This window comes from Shewanella sp. SR43-8 (assembly GCF_014163775.1).
Taxonomy (GTDB): domain Bacteria; phylum Pseudomonadota; class Gammaproteobacteria; order Enterobacterales; family Shewanellaceae; genus Shewanella; species Shewanella vesiculosa.
Map to the genome: position 1 here is coordinate 112,247 of NZ_JACJDX010000011.1, position 18,369 is coordinate 130,615.

Here is an 18,369-nt window from a genome sequence, read left to right on the forward strand (position 1 = left end):
TGTGAGCTGTTTGGAAAAGGATTATCATGCCAAGCTTGATTAGAATCGTGTTAATTAACACCCACCTACCGGGTGTGGTCGAACTGTTATTAAGTGGTCACACTAATATTTGCGGTACCAATGCCTCGGGTAAAACAACCTTACAACGTCTGGTGCCGGTATTTTATGGCGAATATCCAAGCCGAGTGGTGCCTTCAACACGTGACAGTTTTGAACGTTGGTATTTACCCCATGATTCAAGCTACATTATCTATGAATATCAAAAAGATGATGGATTACTTTATCAAGCTGTTTTAGCCTCAGCAGGTGACGGTAAAGGGGTTAACTACCGCTTTATAGCCCGCGGTTTTGAGTTAGAGCATTACATTAAGTCACGTAATGGCGACACCATTATTTGTCATTCAATGGCAGAGCTTGGCCGTGAAGTAAAACGTGATGGAGTTGCTCATACTAACTTGTTAAATACCCGCGAGTTTCGCGCGATCATTCAAAACGATCGCAGCTTGCTGAATACCGGCAGTAACCGCAATGAGTTGCGCACTTATGCGCGTCAGTTCTCCTTGTGTGACGGCGACCATAGCTTGCGTCATATCGAAAAACTCGCCAAAGCAGTGCACTCGAAAGAGGGCAAAATGGAAACGGTTAAATCAATGATCGCAGCCATTTTAGAGGAAGATGGTGTTAACCCGCCGACTTCTAGACTCAATCCGCAACGAGTAGAAACCTGGATCCGTGAAAGCCAGCTGGTGCAAGGTTTTGAGCAAATCCGCCCAGAATATGACAAGCTCGAACAAGAATTTAATCAGTTATTAAGTGCCGAGCTACGCTTGGCCAGTTTATCGCGCGGTTATCGCGCTGATGAAACCTTAGAGTCTGAGCGCCAAGACCGTAATCAAACTCATGGCAAAGAGTTAAACCTCAAATTGCGCTTGTTAGATGAAGAGTGGAAAGATGTTCGTGATGAGCTAAACCAAGAATTATCAGCAGCAAAAGGCGATTCTGGTAAGTTTGAAGATGAACTCAATGCCATTGAAGATCAGCACGCCGCTTTTTTAGATGCCGATATTGAACAAGCCAAAGCAGACCTTGATAATTTGCCGAATTGGCGCAGTGATGTTGAAAATCTTAACGAACGTCATAAATTACAAACCGAAAAACACCAAGACATCGAAGCGGCTTTTAATGCACGTCGCAGTAAAATTGCTGAGCAATTACATCGTGAACTTGAAGTCTTACATCTTGAACAAGACGCTCAACGTGAAGCCCGCGATAAGCAGCGCGAACTCGCCAATGACGACCTTGCTAAGTTAGAACTGCAATGGCGTGAACAAACCGATGTGGGTAAAGCAACATTCAGCGAACAAGAATATCAACTCAAATTAACTGCTGCCGAGCTCAAACATCAAGTGGATGGTGTGACTTATACCGAAGATGAAAAAATGCGCCTAGCCATTTTTGATGAGCGTATTAGTTTGGCCGACGAAGAGCAAGAAACCTGCAATCAAAAGGTCGATCGCTTAACCACTGAAGAACGTAAACAACGGGCCAAACGCGATCAAGCGAATGAAGCGCTGCGCATTGCCACGATTCGTGTCAGCGACAGAGAAAATGCCAAAGAAGAACTGCACCATATGCTGTTCCCGCAGTCGCATACACTATTGGAATTTTTGCGAAAAGAAGCCCACGGTTGGGAGCACACCTTTGGTAAGGTTATCGCTCCAGAGTTGTTGCATCGCAGTGACTTACACCCAAGCCTAACCCAAGACAGCAGTGAAGCCCTCTTCGGGGTGAATCTCGACCTTAAAGCGATTGATGTTCCCGAGTATGCCGCAACAGAGCAAGATTTGCGTATTCGCTTAGCCAAAGCAGAAGACGCATTGCAAAGCGCTCAAGAAATGCATGCAGAAGCGGAAGATCAGCTGGTTGCCATGAATGCAGCGCTCGATAGTATTACCCGTGAGCTGACCTTTGCTCGCACAGCCTATAAAAATAGTCGTGAAGACTTGCGCCGTTTATTTGATGAAAAACGTAACGAACAACAAAAAATTAATCAAGCAGTAACCGATCGCAAAGCAGATTCGAGCAAAAGATTAGTGCAGCTTGAGCATGAGCTTAAGCAACTTCATAATCAGCATCTTGGTTGGTTAACAGAGCAAAAAGAGCAGGCGCTGGAAGCGCGTATGGAAAAAAATGCTTATTGGCAAGAAGTGGTCGGCGCCATTGATAATCAATTGGGGCAAATTAAAGCCAATATTGAACAACGCCGCGCTAATGCTAAAACCGAACAAAAGGCCGGTGAAACCTGGTACAAAAACGAGCTTAAGTCACGTGGAGTTGATGAAGGCACGATTTTGGCGCTTAAAAAGCAAATACGCGATCTTGAAGCCAAAATTAGTCATGCCGAACAACGTCGCAGTGATGTGCTGCGTTTTGATGATTGGTATCAGCATACTTGGTTGGTGCGTAAGCCAAAATTGCAAACTCAATTAGCCGATGTTAAGCGTGCTACGCTGGAATTAGAGCAGCAATTAAAAGCGAAAACCACAGAAATTAAGCAACGTCGTGACAGCCTAGAAACCGACCGTAAAGCTTGTGATGCTGCCCAAGTTGAGGCCTCTGAAAACCTCACTAAACTGCGTGCAGTGATGCGCAAGCTCGCAGAGCTTGAACTGCCCGGCAACAATGATGAAGCGACCGGCGGTATTGGTGAGCGTTTGCGTCAAGGCGAAGATTTATTGCTAAAACGCGACTATTTAATGGGTTCAGTGAAGCAATATGTTGAGCACTTTGATTCGGTTATTGCCAGTAAATCAGGTTCAAGTTTAGCCGAGTTTTGGGAACGAGCCCGCGATGAGTCGAGCTTTGTCAACGATAAAGGCATTCGTTTACTTGACTACCGTAAGTTGGTGCCACAGCTTGAACAGCTACTGAATGTGATGGTGCCGCAATCGTTAATGGCGATTCGTGAGCAAGGACGAATTTTTGGTATCGATTTAACCGCGTTTTATGATGTATTAACTGATATCGATCGCCGTATTGCTAGCCAAAGCGCGCGCATTACCCGTGAAGTGGGCGAGGAGTTATTTCTTGATGGCGTATCAGAATCTGCGGTCCGTATTCGCTCGCGCATTAGTGAACTTGAATTTTGGCCCGAACTTGAAGTGTTTGTTAAAGCCTTTAAAGCGTGGAAGGCAGACGGTTTTAGTCAGCTACCAGACGAGCACTACACTAACTCAATGCGCCGCGCTTTAGACATTATTGGTCGCGCAGCATTAACTGGCGGCATAGCCAAATTACTCGAAATCGAATTACGTTTAAAAGAAGGTAACAGCGACTTAATTATTCGTACCGATCGCCAATTAAACGAATCGTCTAGTCATGGTATGGCCTACCTAATTTTATGTAAATTCTTATTAGCGTTTACTCGTTTATTACGTGGCAAAGCCAATGTGACCATTCATTGGCCCATCGATGAGTTAGGCACTTTGCATCACACCAACGTGAAGAAAATTTTCGATGCCTGTGAAAACAATAATATTAGTGTATTAGGCGCATTTCCGAACCCAGAATCTGAAGTGTTAAATCTATTTGCTAACCGTTATATCATTAATAAACAAACTAAAAAATTGCAAGTGGTGAAGCCAAAAGCCAACCCATTAGCGGCACGTTTATCACAACGGAATGCTGAAATGACCCATACTGACACCAGCATGACTGAAACTGCTAAGGAGCACATCTAATGTCAGATTCGACTGAAACAACCTTAGTAGGTACTGGTGCGTTAATTGAGCAACTGCTGCGCGGTGAATTTGTTTGCCGTGTGACTAACGAAGACGGCTGGCGCGCCCTAAAGAATAATAGTACTCGTGACCGAGTTGAAACCTATCTGAATCAAATTAATCGTACCGTTGCCAGCGCTGGTGAAGGCGAAGTGTTTTTTTGCGGCTATTTGCAGCTGGGCGAAGTGGAACGTAAAGTGATTTCGTCGCAGTTTAAAGATATTTGCGCCGCGCTGATCCCACTGGTGGAATGGTTAGTTCTGGTGCAAGAAGCCAGTGGTCAAGATGCGCCTTTAAGCGAAGGTGCCCCTATTCGCTTAACCGACTTACAAGCACGGATTGAAGACACGCCAGCCTTCAGAGAACAGCTGACTAAGTTGAGCCATTATCGATTATTTGGTTCAAGCAGTACTAACGTTGATGGCCAAATTAAGTTGGTGTTTAAGCGGTTAGTGGAGCTGGGTTATTTAACCAAACCCAATAGTGAAAAACAGATTTATATCGCCACGGGTAAACTCGATTATTTGTACGAAGTGATCCGTTTTATTGATGAAACCGAAGGCTTAAGTCTTGAGGCTCAAGCCGAAACCGCGACCCAAAGGGATCTTATATGAGCAGCAACTTACACCAAGCTGGGGTAAAGCTGCTCAAACAACTTGGGCGGCATGCCGACGTCATTATGGATGCCTATTTAGCGGGGTCGATTAGCGATACTGCCCATGATAGCGGCGTTATTGAAAAATTAAGAAAAAGTGGCATTTTATGGCGCCCTGAGCCCGATCAAGAACTGCGCTTAAAGCGTTCAGTGCGGGCATTATTGGAAGAAGCTTTAAGCGATGAGCGCAACAGACAAATTGATGCTAACGTCGGTTCGGCGCTCGCGACGATAAAAACCTTAGCCGATCACTATAAAGAAGCGCGCCGCGATGTTGATTTTAGCGCAGCGGAAGCCTATTTAGCTGATTTAAATGAGCATGTGTACAGTTTTACCGACAGTTTACGTTATTCAATCCGGGTGTTGTGGAGCCGCATTAATAATGAATTTGGCTATGTAGGCACCATAAGTGCGAAAATTCGCGAAAACGAATTAGCTCAAAGCCAAGTATCAGAATTGCTCAATGGTTTAGACATGTTCCAATTTAGCGAGCTAGGTGAAATTGCTGGTGATATCCGCGAACTGCGCCGCTTACTAATGACGAGCTTGCAAGAAACCTTAAGTCAATGCACCCAGGAATTAAGCATTGTGCAAGCGCGATTGTACGAGTTATTGGGCCGGTTTAGGCAAATACAAGGACGCACCAGATTACTAAAAGGCTGGTTATTACACACCAGCATGCATCCAGATTATCAACCTGAAAACCATGTGGTGCATAAAACAGTACCTGTATTGTTCAACTGCGCTGAAGCCTTGATAGCCCCCGCGAGTGTTGATGTTGCTAATCCGCATCATGAACTTGAGCTAATGAGTTTGGTCGCGCAAGTGAAAGCCATCAGCCGTGATTCATTGCCGGCCATGCTGCGTGAACACAACGTGACCTTTGAAATGGGTGACAGTGAAGATTTTGATATCCCTGAAAACCCACTGAAAATTGCTGTTGATGAGTATTTCTGTGAAGTGATTGATTCAGGTCTGCGTCAATCGGCGCTCAGTTACCTTACAGAGAAACAATTGCAGTGGGATGCAGAAAGTTGGCTATATCAGGTGATTGGTGGCTATGAAGGCTTAGCTGATGAGCATAAGAATTACTTTGAGCTTGAACCTATAGGGAAGCCTGACCCGATATATAGTGGCAACTTTGTCATTCACGATGTTGAACTTTGGTTAGCGTAACCTTGGCGTCATTTCGTTGGCCATTAAGCTTGTCGGCGATCAATATTGTTAACGTGTAATAAACTGAAACGATCAATATAAAAGATGAAGAGTCTAGATGGCGAGTATCAGTAAACATCACTTGCAAATGTTGGCTCGCGCAGCAAAACAACGATTGCCGCGAGTGCCATTTAATGCCGGTTGGCAACATGTTTATCGTCTGTGGCAAATAGGTGAAACCGACGGCGCCCAAAAGCAATTGTACTTAAGCGTTAACGATCATCAGTTACTGCGACAAATGGCACAAATCGATACCGGCCTAGATATTCTAGCGCTAGACTTTGATGTGACACGCCAACAAATGTCGCAGCAAAGCGCGAATGAGAAATACGCCAATATTGCGCCAGAAGCCGACTATCTGCTGCTAAAGTTAGCCCCACCGTTATGCCAAGGCCTATTGGCCGAGCATGATTGCGCACTAAGACTTAAGGTTGATCGTGCCGTTAACCTTTGCGAACAGCTCGCCATTAACTGCATTATGGTGGTGGAAAACTTAGGCAGTTTTGATAACGTTTTCCAGTATCAGTTTGATCAATCTATGACTAAGCTTATGGAGCGGTGCATGGTGGTGTATCGCGGCAGTCATCATTATTCCCCCGCTGGATGCAAACATTTCTTAGGTTTGATTGATCCTACCAAGGTGCAAGTGATTGCGTTTACCGATTTAGATCCCGCCGGGTTAATGATTGCCCATAGCCTAGATCATTGCCAACACCTCGTTGTTCCTCAATTAGCCCTCAGTGCACCCGCAACATTACTGGCATTGCCGCAAATCAATTCAACGACAGATTTTTATAAGCAGCAGCGTCAGTTAGCTTATATCAATGAAACTATCGCGGCTAAAAATAACCCTGGTGAATACCTTGGGTTACAGCCATCGCCTTTAGTCAATCGACTTATGCCGAGTTCATCGACCTCTGATGTCATTGATGGCAGCAAAGGCTTAGCAGTAGATTGGGATCAATTAGTGGCTTGGGTGGCACGCTATCATGTCAGTATTAAGCAACAACATATGCTGGCAAAAAAGCTCATCTTGTCGTTATTGCGCTTTTAGAGGTTATAAGCACTGTCCATTTAGGCATTTGAGCCAGCATAAATCAGTGTTGAAGTTGTGATAAGTGGTTTTCTGCGATAAATATGTCCTTACTTACTAATGTTTTGATTGGCTAATCGTATGTTTATTATGGTATTTATAATTATTTAGATATGAAGTCTGTAAAAAGTGGTCAGCTTTGTTCAGATGATGATTGAATTATCTTTGTCTATGTCTCAGTATCACTGCGATCGAATAAAAAAAATGCCTAGGATTGGGTATATTAATAATAATAAGCAACTAATGTTGCATTTCGAATGGGAAAAAATATGACAAAATCACTTTCTGCACGGATCTTTATTGGTCTATTTCTCGGGGTTGTGCTGGGCAGTATTGTGCAGTTTTTATTAGCCGATAATGCTTTTTTTGGTGGCACATTAGTGACTCTGGCAAGTGGTGTTGGCACCATGTTTGTTAATATGATCATGATGCTAGTCGTGCCACTGGTGTTTGTGAGTATTGTTTGTGGTGTGTGTGAATTACAAGATTTAAAAAGTTTTGGTCGTTTAGGCGGTAAAACCTTTGGTTTTTATATTATTAATACCGTGATTGCTATTTTAGCTGCCTTTACCGTTGCTATGATATTTGAACCTGGTAAAGGCGTGGATATGTCGAGCAATGGCTCGCTGGATATTACTGCGACTGAACTGCCAGATTTAATGTCGTTAATTGTGAGTATTGTGCCAAATAATCCTTTTTCAGCTTTTACCTCTGGCAATATGCTGCAAGTGATATTTATGGCGCTATTAATGGGCGGCGTGATCAAGTCAATGGGCGCATCTGTTGAAGGTGCGGTGAAAGGATTTCAAACTGCCAATAAAATCATGATGCGTTTAATTTCAGTGGTTATGAGTTTAGCGCCGTACGGTGTATTTGCCCTGATGTTTAAATTAGGTGCAACCTTAGAGCCTGAAATTTTTGTTAGTGTTGTCGAGTATTTAGTGCTTATTTTGACATTGTTGTTGATATGGATTTTTATTGTATATCCATATTCTGTCAGTTTATTTACCCCAATTTCAGCGAAAACCTTTCGCGAGAAAACCCAAGAGCAAATTTTATTTTCGCTATCAACAGCCAGTTCAAATGCGACAATTCCAGTTACTATGCGCACACTGACAGACAAGTTAGGGGTGAGTAAAGCAGTTGCTGGTTTTGGTGTACCGCTTGGTGCAACTATGAATATGGGTGGGGTATCGATTTATATCACTATTGCGATTTTCTTCGTTGCTAATGCCTTTGGGATGCCTATCAGCAATGAGCAAATCCCGTCGTTACTGTTTAGCGTGTTTTTATTGTCAGTAGGTGCGGGTGGCGTTCCTGGCGGCGGCATGGTGATGATTGGGGTGTTGATTTATCAATTAGGTTTACCGACAGAGGCATTTGTTATTGTGGCTGCATTGGATCGTATTATTGATATGGTGCTGACATCATGTAACGTGGTGGGCGATACTGCGGTATTAACTATTGTCGATCAAACTGAGCAAGTACATCAGCTTGAGGCGGCAAAAGCTGCTGAAGAAGCATAGCCAAAATCGAGTGATCATCATGGTGATTTAGTTGTTGATAAAAATGGCCTGCGCAAGCAGGCCATTTTTATGTTTATTGTTTTTACGCAAACGATGCGCTGAGGATTGTATCGTTGGGATTTTCTATTCAAACCTATGGCTAGAATGGTTAGCGATACTATAAGACCTTATCTATGCTGCATTTTATTTTCAATTTTAGACATAATCTTTAATGTAGATGTTTCTAAATCATCTAAACGGCGATGCGCAACCAGCTCATAAGAGCGATTAATATATCGATAAGCTTGCGGGTAGTTATGTTCAACCATTTCTAATTCCGCTAAATCGTTGAGCGCTTGTGTTTGCCCTACGGGGTAGCCCATCATTTTATGATATTCAATGGCTTTTTTAAATTGCTCTCTGGCATCTGCATTACGGCCGATGCGCTGATTTATCACACCAGCAAGCTGTGATATATAACCCAGCGTTAGCCAGTCTTGCACTTTTGCAGCATTAGTTTTGGCGATACTAAGCACGCTTAGTGCGTGTTCTATCTTATTGGTTTCAGTGTAACTTTGGGCTAAGAGTAATCTGAACCTGGCCAGCTCTCGTTCATCTTTTTGGCGAGAAGCTTCAATGATTGCGGTAGTCAATGTGCTATTCAGTCGTTGATATTGATGTCGCTGTAATTGAATCATGGCAAGTAGGCGCTGAGCGATTAAGTTATCGGGCGCAGTATCTATCAGCGCAGATAATTGCTCCTCTGCTGCGACGCTATCACCACCTTGCATCAGAGCTATTGCGTGAATTAGTTGTGGCGGGCTAAAACGTGAAGCGAATTGCTCTGTGATTTTACTGTGCTGTGGATGGACCTGTTGATTAATTAACTCGGCTGCAGTGAGCAATGCTTGCTCTATGCTCGCTACATTAACGACATCACTTTCACTACTGTGTTGTTGGTGTAGTGTAAAGGCTAATTGGTATTGATTATTAGTGCCTTTAATACTTGATTCAATCACCAAGACTGCGCCAGAAATCGCCATAATTTGCTGAATATCGGCCGCTTTATCTGAGTGCTTTCTAGAGATAAGCGAGATGATATTGATAATATCCTCAGTTTGCAGCAAGGGGTAATTAACCCCTAGATTGAGTTGATGGATAAGCATATCCATCGCAGCATAGCGATTCCATTGTGGTTCAATCTTGTCTGATGTGAGGTTTACCGGGAGCACTAAAACCGTACCATTTTGTAAATATGCTGGTTTAGTTAACGTGAGATAGACATAACATCCTAGGCTGATAAGCAGTAATACTACAATAGCTGCAATATATGTCTTTTTATTCGATGAGCTGACTTGCTGCATCGCTATAGTCCATTATCAATATTGAATAAATTAACTTAGAGGTTATTTAAGTTATTGTAAAGAAATGCTTCTTTCTCTCCGTACTGAGGGGGTGAACTTAAGGTTTTATCGATGGTAAGTATCTAATACTCAGACTCAGAAGATTGATGCTGATGGACTTTGTTTACTTAGCGCCCCAGACTAAAAAACCGCCCAAAGGCGGTTTTTTAATGGCTCAATTTAGTCGATTGATGGTTCTTCGCTGTAATCAATACCGTGGTAGCTCAAGCAAGTATCGACTTCGTTGGCGCTACCTAAAATCACCGCTACACGCTGATGAATGGCTGTTGGCTCAATATCCAATATGGTTTCGTAGCCGGTTGAAGCCTTGCCGCCCGCTTGCTCAACGAGCAATGCCATTGGGTTAGCCTCGTACATTAAGCGTAACTTAAAAGGTTTTTCAGGGTTTTTATTGTCTGTTGGGTAAGTAAAAATACCACCACGGCATAATACGCGATGCACATCACCTACCATGGCGGCAATCCAACGCATGTTAAATGATTGCTCGCGTGGACCAATTGAACCGAGTAATAAGTCGGCTATATAGGTTTGCATTGGGGCTTCCCAAAAACGTTGGTTTGACATATTAATGGCAAACTCCGCAGTGTCTGGGGTGATTTGTACGTTATCGTCGGTCAGTAAAAACTCTTGGCTGTCGGGAGCTAAAGTATAAAATTGCGTACCATTACCCGTAGTAAGCGCCATCATGGTTGATGGTCCATATAATACATAACCGGCTGCCACTTGCTTGCGACCAGCCTGTAAAAAACTTTGCTCGTTTAAGGCTCCGTCTGGTGCTGGTAATACAGAGAAAATGGTACCGACCAATGAGTTTATATCAATATTTGATGAACCATCGAGTGGATCAAAACACACCAAATATTCTCCATTAGCACTCACTTCAACCACATAATCTTCTTCTTCAGAGGCTAAACCACGAACGTGACCGTCGGTTTTTAGCGCATCTTTAAGCATGTCATTAGTGATGACATCGAGTTTTTTCTGAGTTTCGCCTTGAATATTTTCTTGTTCTGTCGCGCCTAAAACACCGGCTAATGCACCGTGACGAACAGCAACACTAATGGCTTTTGAAGTGTCAGCTAAGGTTAACAGTAATTGTGCTAAAGACGTATTTACGGCTTGTGCGCTAAGGGTTTGTGCCAAAGTCTGCATGATTTTTCCTATGAGATTTTGCGAAGTTAAGGTCGAGGTAATTCATTCTTATCAGTTATATGCAAATCATACCCCACAATGACGCTAATTTCAGCGATTGTTATCTGGGGTTTTGGTTTTGCTGTAAATTAAGGCAGAATGTGGGCGGATTGAATTGCCCAAGGATTAATAATAATGACAATAACATGGAAGCATCATGCTTTAGCGGCAGTGTCTGCCGTACCATTCCTTTTTACCAGCGCGGTTTTTTCCGCAACAGCAACCGCTAAAGGCAGCATCATGAACTCATCGACCACCGCAACATTGACGGCGATACAAGGTAACACTACGCCACTCACTATTGAGCGTATTCATGCCTCTCCCGCATTGGCGGGTTCAAGCCCTCGTGGATTAGCACTATCCCCAGACGGCAAGCGAGTTACCTATTTATCGAGCCGAGCAGATAATCAGCATTTTTATGATTTGTGGCAAATGGATATTGCTAGCGGCAAACGCAGCATCTTGATTAATGCAGATCAATTAGAAGGGGGAGAACTGTCTGATGAGGAAAAAGCCCGCCGTGAGCGCCAACGTATTTATGGTCAAGGGATCATGGAGTATTTTTGGTCGCAAGACAGTGCAAGTATTTTAATTCCTGCCGCAGGTAAGTTGTATTTATATCATGTTGCCAATAATAAAGTCGCTGAATTAGCTACCGGAGAAGGCTTTGCTACCGATGCTCGTTTATCTCCAAAAGGTCACTTTGTGTCGTTTGTGCGCGATCAAAATTTATATGTGTTGTCGTTGCAGACGCAAAAAGTGATCGCTTTAACCACCGACGGCAAAGGGCCGATAAAAAATGCCATGGCAGAGTTTGTCGCCCAGGAAGAAATGGATCGCATGACTGGTTATTGGTGGGCGCCAGACGAGTCGGCGATTGCTTTTACTCGCATTGATGAATCAGGTGTCGAGTTAGTCACTCGTAATGAAATATATGCCGAAGGGATTAAATTAACTGAACAGCGTTATCCTTATGCAGGTAAAGCCAATGTTGAGATAGCACTTGGCGTCGTGACCTTAAAAGATCGTAGTATTAACTGGATCGATTTAGGCAAACAAAAAGACATGTATTTACCTCGTGTCGATTGGTTGCCAGATAGCCAACATGTGTCATTTCAATGGCAAAGTCGCGATCAACAAACGCTCGATCTTCGCATTGCTTCGATAAGTACACCGAAACAAGCTGAAACCGTGATTGAAGAGCGCAGTAAAGCGTGGATTAACTTAAACAATGATCTGCACTTTCTAAAGCAACAAGCTGCCTTTATTTGGGGATCTGAACGTGATGGTTTTAATCATCTGTACTTATTTGACTTGCACGGTAAGCAGCTTAAACAATTAACCCAAGGTGATTGGGCTGTAGATGCACTTGAATTTGTTGATGAAGCTACTGGGTGGGTGTATTTTTCTGGTCGTAAAGACAGTGTGGTTGAGCGTCACTTATACCGCGTTAATCTTAATAAAGGCATGGATTCAATTGAGCGAATTAGCCAAGCATCGGGTATGCATGAGGCGGTCTTTGCGGATAAAAAACCCGTTTATTTAGATTACTTTAGTAGCTTGCAGCAACCACCACAAATTAGTTTACACAACGATAGTGGCAAACAACTCGCTTGGGTTGAGCAAAATGAGATTGATAAAAATCATCCGCTTTATGATTATGCCGGATTATGGCAAATGCCTGAGTTTGGCCAACTAAGTGCTGAAGATGGTCAAACACTCGAGTACCGATTGTTTAAACCAGTGCCTTTTGATGCCGCTAAACAGTATCCGGTTGTGGTGCGCGTATATGGTGGACCGCATGCTCAGTTAGTGGTCAACAGTTGGAGCGAAGCCGATTATTTTACTCAATATTTACTGCAGCAAGGTTATGCAGTATTTCAATTAGATAACCGAGGTTCGGCGCACCGAGGTACTCAATTTGAACATGTGATTTATCGAAACATGGGTGATGCCGAAGTGAACGATCAAAAGGTAGGTGTTGATTATCTGCGTAGCTTACCCTTTATTGATGGGGACAAGGTGGCTATTTATGGTCACAGCTACGGTGGTTACATGGCGTTAATGAGTCAGTTTAAGGCACCAGGTTATTTTAAAGCGGCGATATCGGGTGCGCCAGTAACTGATTGGCGTTTGTATGACACTCATTATACCGAGCGTTATATGGGCAACCCTGAAACTAACCAACACGGTTACGATGCCAGTAGTATTCTACCTTATGTGAAAAACTATCAGTCGGGTTTATTGATGTATCACGGCATGGCAGATGACAACGTCTTGTTTGAAAACAGTACCCGAGTCTATAAAGCATTACAGGATGAAGGTAAATTGTTCCAAATGATGGATTATCCTGGGTCTAAGCACTCTATGCGCGGCGAGAAAGTCCGAAATCATTTATATAAAACATTAGCAGCGTTTTTAGATCAACAGTTGAAATAATCGTTTCGCTGACTATTATTTCATTTACTAAAAAATAAACATAAAAAAACCAGGTGATTAACCTGGTTTTTTATTGTGTAAACTTAACAATATTACGCTTCTAAGTCACCACAAAAACGATAGCCTTCACCGTGGATTGTTGCGATGATTTCTGGCGTATCAGGTAAGCTTTCAAAATGCTTACGGATACGACGGATTGTCACGTCAACAGTGCGGTCGTGTGGCTTTAATTCACGGCCAGTCATTTTTAACAATAAGTCAGCACGGGTTAAAATCTTACCTGGGTTTTCAACAAAGTGAAGCATTGCACGGAATTCACTGCGTGGTAACTTGTAAGCTTCACCTTGTGGGTTAACCAAAGAACGGCTGTTGATTTCTAAGCTCCAGCCATTAAAGCGATAAAACTCAACAGAACCTTTTTCTTCGGTTTCTGCTGCAGCATTATTTACGCGGGTTAACAAGTTGCGAGCACGGATGGTTAATTCACGAGGATTGAATGGTTTAGTGATGTAGTCATCTGCACCAATTTCAAGTCCAAGAATTTTATCAACTTCGTTGTCACGACCCGTTAAGAAAATAAGACCGATGTTATTAATTTCACGTAATTCACGTGCTAATAACAAGCCATTTTTACCGGGTAAGTTAATATCCATAACAACAAGGTTTATCTTATTGTCTTGCATCGCTTTATGCATTTCTGCACCGTCATTGGCTTCAGTAACAACATAACCTTCAGCTTCAAAAATACTGCGCAATGTATTACGAGTTACAGCTTCATCTTCAACAATTAAAATGTGCGGATTTTGCATGATATTTACCTGATTTTATAAAATTCGATTCTAGCCACTTTGTGCTAATAGGTTGCAAAAGCGCTTGGGCTAATGCACTAATATTCCGATATTTCTTTGGTGTTTATCTATGTCTACCCTGAATTAAACACTCTTTATAAACTCTATTACGTAACGGTTAATGCTGGTTACTGAGTCTGCTTACGTCTATTTATTATCATGACACTATGATGTGCGTTTGCACTTAAAGCATGATGATGTAAAAAGTGGTGTAAATTTGTTGTAACTAAGCTTACTTACTATGAATGCCATTTAGAAAGATAGTTCCTTCTATCGCAAACTTATTTAATCGTATGAATGTTTTATCAAATGTAGAACAAATTTAGTACGACTGTAAACTTTACATCAATAAATCATCACACTCTCAACAATATTTGCTGAGCTTTTGAGGTGTATGTAGCCAACTTCGCTAAAGTGATTTATTAATGAGTAGAGGGTATTGTACTCGTTTTAGGTATTTGTTAACAAATTAAATGTTAAAAAATTAATATACCAATGAAGTACATAAAAGATTAATGTTGATAACATTATAATAGTTAATGATTTTTAAATATTATTCTTGTGATCTAGATCTCGAACCTTTTAGATATTTAAGCTATCTGATAGACTATTTTTGGCTTAATTGACGAAAATTTACTATGAAAAATGTTATAGATTCATTGTGGGATGACTATCAAACAACTCATTTTTTGTTCACTCAGCGTCTTTCTGATGATTTCCCATTTGCAATTGTTACTGCTCATAACCCCCTCGGCACTAGGCTCTCTCCTAGTCAAAATCGCTTACTTGATCGCCAGCTTCAATCTAAAATCCAACAATATAATCGTCCCTATCGCGCGCTAGTCGGTGCGGCACCTGATTTGTCGCATATGGAAAAGAGTTGGGCTATTTTTATTGATAAAGAACAGGCTGTTGAGCTTGGTCGCGAGTTTAATCAATATGCCATTTATTACGTTAATAGAGGTTTAATATCCTTGATTGCATGTCTTGATACCATTAAACCGGAAGTGGCTATGGGGGCGTTTAATCACCGACTGCGTTTGGTGTATGAACTGCCAGAGTGCGGTCATATCCGTGATGAGTGATAAGTTTATTCAAGCAATTAAACGGTTAAACAACACATTGAACCATAAAAAGATACAATGCAGTTATAATTGTCTCGATATATTGCGTTCATGATGTTTTTTTAGCTTGATATTGGCTTTTATTTCGTAATCTAGAACAATCATATAATCGCTATTGCTGTGCCTGAATTATCAAATATTCACGATTTTTAGCAGAACTGTGTTTTTTACTGTTTTTGCTGATTGACTTGATAGGGTATTTGTTGCTATTTTCAACTCCCTCCTTAGGGAGGAACAGAAGAGGAGCGTTAACTAGGTAGTAAGTGAGAGGATGCCAGTCCAATGACCACTTATGATGGAGATTAGCGCCGAGGTATCAGTTTGTTTGGCAAACATTGATATCGGTCGTTTAGGCTGAATCCTAACGATTGTCACCTATTTTTTTGGTGGAGAGCTTCTGGTGATGATTGCTGTTTCCCTTCTATAAGGGTGCGTTATCTTAGCACCAGGCTCTTCGAACGTAGTGTGTTCGGAGCGTATATCATGTTAGTAAATCACATCTTATTTTGTTGTCTTTCGCAAACTGCGGAGGCGTCTGTATGAACCTTGTCCCAGATAATGTTGCGCCTGAGAGTCATCGCTCAGAATTAGTGGTTGCCAAATTTGGTGGCACGTCAGTGGCTGACTATGCCTCTATGAGTCGTTGTGCCGATATCGTTTTGGCGAATCCTGCTACTCGTTTGGTGGTGGTGAGCGCCTCCAGTGGTGTGACTAACTTATTAGTTGAGTTAACCCAAGCGAATGTTAATGATGAGCGTCGTTTGATATTGCTTAAGCAAATCGCCAAAATTCAATATGCGATCCTAGACGAATTAGGACGTCCTCAAGACGTGGCTGCCAGCATTGATAAAATTCTCAGCCGGATGTCGGTATTAAGTGAATCGCTAGAGCTGGATCGTAGCAAAGCGGTGATGGACGAATTACTGTCGACGGGCGAGCAATGTTCTTCGATTTTATTTTCAGCCGTTATCCGTGAAAAAGGCACCGCATCCGATCATTTTGATGTACGTCAAGTGTTACGTACCGACAGTCATTTTGGCCGTGCAGAACCACAAATTGAAGCTATAGCAACATTGTCAGGTGATTTTTTACAGCCGTTACTTGCCCGTTATGTCATTGTCACTCAAGGTTTCATTGGCGCAGATGACAGTGGTAAAACCACGACATTAGGCCGTGGAGGCAGTGATTATTCAGCAGCTCTACTTGCTGAAGCTCTCTGTGCTACAGCGGTTGAAATTTGGACTGATGTTGCCGGAATTTATACCACTGACCCTCGACTTGCGCCTAATGCTCGCCCTATTGCAGAAATTAGTTTTAATGAAGCGGCTGAGATGGCCACCTTCGGCGCTAAAGTATTGCATCCTGCGACCATTTTACCGGCCGTTAGACAAAAAATTCAGGTGTTTGTAGGATCCAGTAAAGCACCTGAAATGGGGGGGACTTGGATCCGTCATCAAGTGGAAGATACCCCTGTTTTTAGAGCCGTTGCATTGCGCCGCGATCAAACTTTATTGAATCTTCATAGTTTACAAATGTTGCATGCTCAAGGCTTTTTAGCAGAAACGTTTGCAACCTTAGCAAGGCATAAAATATCGGTTGATTTAATCACCACTTCTGAAGTAAACGTATCGCTAACGCTGGATAAAACGGGTTCTGATTCAAGCGGGCAAGGATTATTAAGCGAATCGTTATTACAAGAGCTATCGCAGCATTGTCGTGTCAGAGTTGAAGAAAATTTAGCCTTAATCGCCATTATTGGTAATCGTATCGCCTCGACGGCGGGTATTTGTAGCCGGGTGTTTAAAGTGCTTGAAAACCATAATGTACGGATGATTTGTCAAGGTGCTAGCCCACATAATTTATGTGTGTTGGTGGCTGAATCTGAGGCGGCGCAAGTGGTTAATGCCTTACATCAAAATCTGTTTGAGTGTTGAGATGACTAAAGCAATCCAATCGTCTGTTCAGGTCGGGGAGTTGGCGACAGGGCAAGCATTGACAGTGCCGCTATATTCATTCATTGGTAGTGATAGTTCTGCGCCTAGTGCCTATATTCAGGCCAATGTTCATGGCGCAGAAGTGCAGGGCAATGCAGTAATTTATCAACTGATGACCTTGTTGGAAGGTTATCAGGTGTTAGGTAATATTACCTTTGCGCCATTAGCTAATCCGCTAGGAATTAATCAGAAGAGTGGCGAGTTTACCTTAGGACGATTTGACCCTATTACAGGTGTTAATTGGAATCGAGAGTATTTTGATCACCAAGTGGATGTTCAAGCTTGGTATCGCGAACACCAACATTTAACCGATAACGCTTTGTTTCAGGCTTATCGCTCGATGTTAGTGGAAGCATGCCAAAAGCGCTTAGCGCAACCTTTTGGGATCTCAACAGGTCATCGTCTGGCGGTAAATTTACAGACCATGGCTCACCAAGCCGACATAGTGCTTGATTTACATACTGGCCCTAAGTCGTGTAAACATCTTTATTGTCCTGAGTATGATATCGATGCCGCGAGATATTTTTCAATACCCTATACCCTCGTTATCCCCAATAGTTTTGGTGGCGCGATGGATGAAGCAACATTTTGTCCATGGTGGCAATTAACTCAATATGCAGTGAGCCAGGGCCGAGATTTTTCGGTACCCGTGTCGGCATTTACCTTAGAGCTTGCCAGCCAAGAACGCATTGATCTTGATGACGCACTCGTGGATGCTAAAGGTATATTGGCTTATTTAAGCTATCGCGGGGTGATAGCTGAGAACGTTAGCCCAGCAAAAATGGCGCGATTTGCTTGTTATTTACGAGATTATAAAAAGTTTCATGCACCTAAAGCGGGCTTGATTGAATATTGTGCTGTAGTCGGTGAGCCATTAGCTGCAGGGCAGCCATTGGTCAACATTTTACGTATTGACCTTTATGGCACTGATCAGGCTTTTCAAGCGATTAGTTTGCCCATGGATTGCGTGCCGATTTTACATTTTGCCTCCGCCTCAGTTCATCAAGGTACTGAGTTGTATAAAGTCATGACCAAGGTATTTGCTTTACCCTCAGTATAATAAACAGAGAGATTCAAATAAAAACGCCTGCAATATGCAGGC

Annotated in this window: 12 protein-coding genes and 1 riboswitch; of the genes, 9 read left to right on the plus strand and 3 right to left on the minus strand. The window is 42.6% G+C overall.

The genetic code is table 11. The annotated features are described in order from the left end of the window. Positions 1–26: 26 nt before the first annotated feature. From H5114_RS15285 to H5114_RS15305, 5 genes are all read left to right on the plus strand, one after another. A complete protein-coding gene (locus H5114_RS15285; RefSeq protein WP_182723380.1) occupies positions 27–3,740 on the plus strand; it encodes an ATP-binding protein in 3,714 nt (1,237 codons plus the stop codon). Then, the gene (locus tag H5114_RS15290; protein WP_124017300.1) at positions 3,740–4,393 is read left to right on the plus strand and encodes a hypothetical protein; all 654 of its coding nucleotides are present in this window, start codon (positions 3,740–3,742) and stop codon (positions 4,391–4,393) included. The genes H5114_RS15285 and H5114_RS15290 overlap by 1 nt, the downstream gene beginning before the upstream one ends. Beyond that, positions 4,390–5,610, plus strand: coding sequence for a phosphoenolpyruvate carboxylase (locus H5114_RS15295; protein ID WP_182723381.1), 1,221 nt, complete (start codon positions 4,390–4,392; stop codon positions 5,608–5,610). The genes H5114_RS15290 and H5114_RS15295 overlap by 4 nt, the downstream gene beginning before the upstream one ends. A 97-nt stretch (positions 5,611–5,707) precedes the next feature. Continuing rightward, positions 5,708–6,703 (plus strand): hypothetical protein, encoded by a 996-nt coding sequence (locus tag H5114_RS15300; RefSeq protein WP_182723382.1) that lies wholly within the window; start codon positions 5,708–5,710, stop codon positions 6,701–6,703. Positions 6,704–7,011: 308 nt separating this feature from the next. Continuing rightward, a complete protein-coding gene (locus H5114_RS15305) occupies positions 7,012–8,268 on the plus strand; it encodes a dicarboxylate/amino acid:cation symporter (protein WP_182723383.1) in 1,257 nt (418 codons plus the stop codon). 167 nt (positions 8,269–8,435) lie between these two features. On the opposite strand, the gene H5114_RS15310 is transcribed toward H5114_RS15305, so the two are convergent. Together H5114_RS15310 and H5114_RS15315 are read right to left on the minus strand one after the other, a co-directional pair. Beyond that, complete coding sequence (locus H5114_RS15310) at positions 8,436–9,611, minus strand: lipopolysaccharide assembly protein LapB (RefSeq protein ID WP_182723384.1); 1,176 nt, start codon at positions 9,609–9,611, stop codon at positions 8,436–8,438. Between the two features lie 219 nt (positions 9,612–9,830). Continuing rightward, complete coding sequence (locus tag H5114_RS15315) at positions 9,831–10,823, minus strand: class 1 fructose-bisphosphatase (protein ID WP_124017305.1); 993 nt, start codon at positions 10,821–10,823, stop codon at positions 9,831–9,833. A gap of 174 nt (positions 10,824–10,997) precedes the next feature. Here H5114_RS15315 and H5114_RS15320 point away from each other — a divergent pair, with 174 nt between their 5' ends. Beyond that, positions 10,998–13,301 carry a S9 family peptidase gene (locus H5114_RS15320; protein WP_182723385.1) on the plus strand — a complete coding sequence of 768 codons (2,304 nt, stop codon included), beginning with the start codon at positions 10,998–11,000 and terminating at the stop codon, positions 13,299–13,301. Between the two features lie 92 nt (positions 13,302–13,393). Here the strand turns inward: H5114_RS15320 and arcA are convergent, their stop codons facing one another. Beyond that, the gene (arcA, locus tag H5114_RS15325; RefSeq protein WP_124017307.1) at positions 13,394–14,110 is read right to left on the minus strand and encodes a two-component system response regulator ArcA; all 717 of its coding nucleotides are present in this window, start codon (positions 14,108–14,110) and stop codon (positions 13,394–13,396) included. 677 nt (positions 14,111–14,787) lie between these two features. Between arcA and H5114_RS15330 the strand changes: the two genes are divergently transcribed. From H5114_RS15330 to H5114_RS15340, 3 genes are all read left to right on the plus strand, one after another. Further along, positions 14,788–15,234 (plus strand): DUF3293 domain-containing protein, encoded by a 447-nt coding sequence (locus tag H5114_RS15330; RefSeq protein ID WP_124017308.1) that lies wholly within the window; start codon positions 14,788–14,790, stop codon positions 15,232–15,234. Positions 15,235–15,503: 269 nt separating this feature from the next. Then, positions 15,504–15,678: riboswitch (Lysine riboswitch) on the plus strand. A 134-nt stretch (positions 15,679–15,812) separates the two neighbouring features. Further along, complete coding sequence (gene lysC / locus H5114_RS15335; protein WP_182723386.1) at positions 15,813–17,207, plus strand: lysine-sensitive aspartokinase 3; 1,395 nt, start codon at positions 15,813–15,815, stop codon at positions 17,205–17,207. A gap of 1 nt (position 17,208) precedes the next feature. Further along, positions 17,209–18,327 carry a succinylglutamate desuccinylase/aspartoacylase family protein gene (locus H5114_RS15340; RefSeq protein WP_182698390.1) on the plus strand — a complete coding sequence of 373 codons (1,119 nt, stop codon included), beginning with the start codon at positions 17,209–17,211 and terminating at the stop codon, positions 18,325–18,327. Positions 18,328–18,369: the final 42 nt, after the last annotated feature.

Coding starts and splice junctions, on each gene's coding strand:
- H5114_RS15300 (WP_182723382.1), top strand. CDS start 5,708: ATGGCGAGTATCAGTAAACATCACTTGCAAATGTTGGCTCGCGCAGCA.
- H5114_RS15305 (WP_182723383.1), top strand. CDS start 7,012: ATGACAAAATCACTTTCTGCACGGATCTTTATTGGTCTATTTCTCGGG.
- H5114_RS15285 (WP_182723380.1), top strand. CDS start 27: ATGCCAAGCTTGATTAGAATCGTGTTAATTAACACCCACCTACCGGGT.
- H5114_RS15320 (WP_182723385.1), top strand. CDS start 10,998: ATGACAATAACATGGAAGCATCATGCTTTAGCGGCAGTGTCTGCCGTA.
- lysC (WP_182723386.1), top strand. CDS start 15,813: ATGAACCTTGTCCCAGATAATGTTGCGCCTGAGAGTCATCGCTCAGAA.
- H5114_RS15290 (WP_124017300.1), top strand. CDS start 3,740: ATGTCAGATTCGACTGAAACAACCTTAGTAGGTACTGGTGCGTTAATT.
- H5114_RS15315 (WP_124017305.1), bottom strand. CDS start 10,823: ATGCAGACTTTGGCACAAACCCTTAGCGCACAAGCCGTAAATACGTCT.
- H5114_RS15310 (WP_182723384.1), bottom strand. CDS start 9,611: ATGCAGCAAGTCAGCTCATCGAATAAAAAGACATATATTGCAGCTATT.
- H5114_RS15340 (WP_182698390.1), top strand. CDS start 17,209: ATGACTAAAGCAATCCAATCGTCTGTTCAGGTCGGGGAGTTGGCGACA.
- H5114_RS15330 (WP_124017308.1), top strand. CDS start 14,788: ATGAAAAATGTTATAGATTCATTGTGGGATGACTATCAAACAACTCAT.
- arcA (WP_124017307.1), bottom strand. CDS start 14,110: ATGCAAAATCCGCACATTTTAATTGTTGAAGATGAAGCTGTAACTCGT.
- H5114_RS15295 (WP_182723381.1), top strand. CDS start 4,390: ATGAGCAGCAACTTACACCAAGCTGGGGTAAAGCTGCTCAAACAACTT.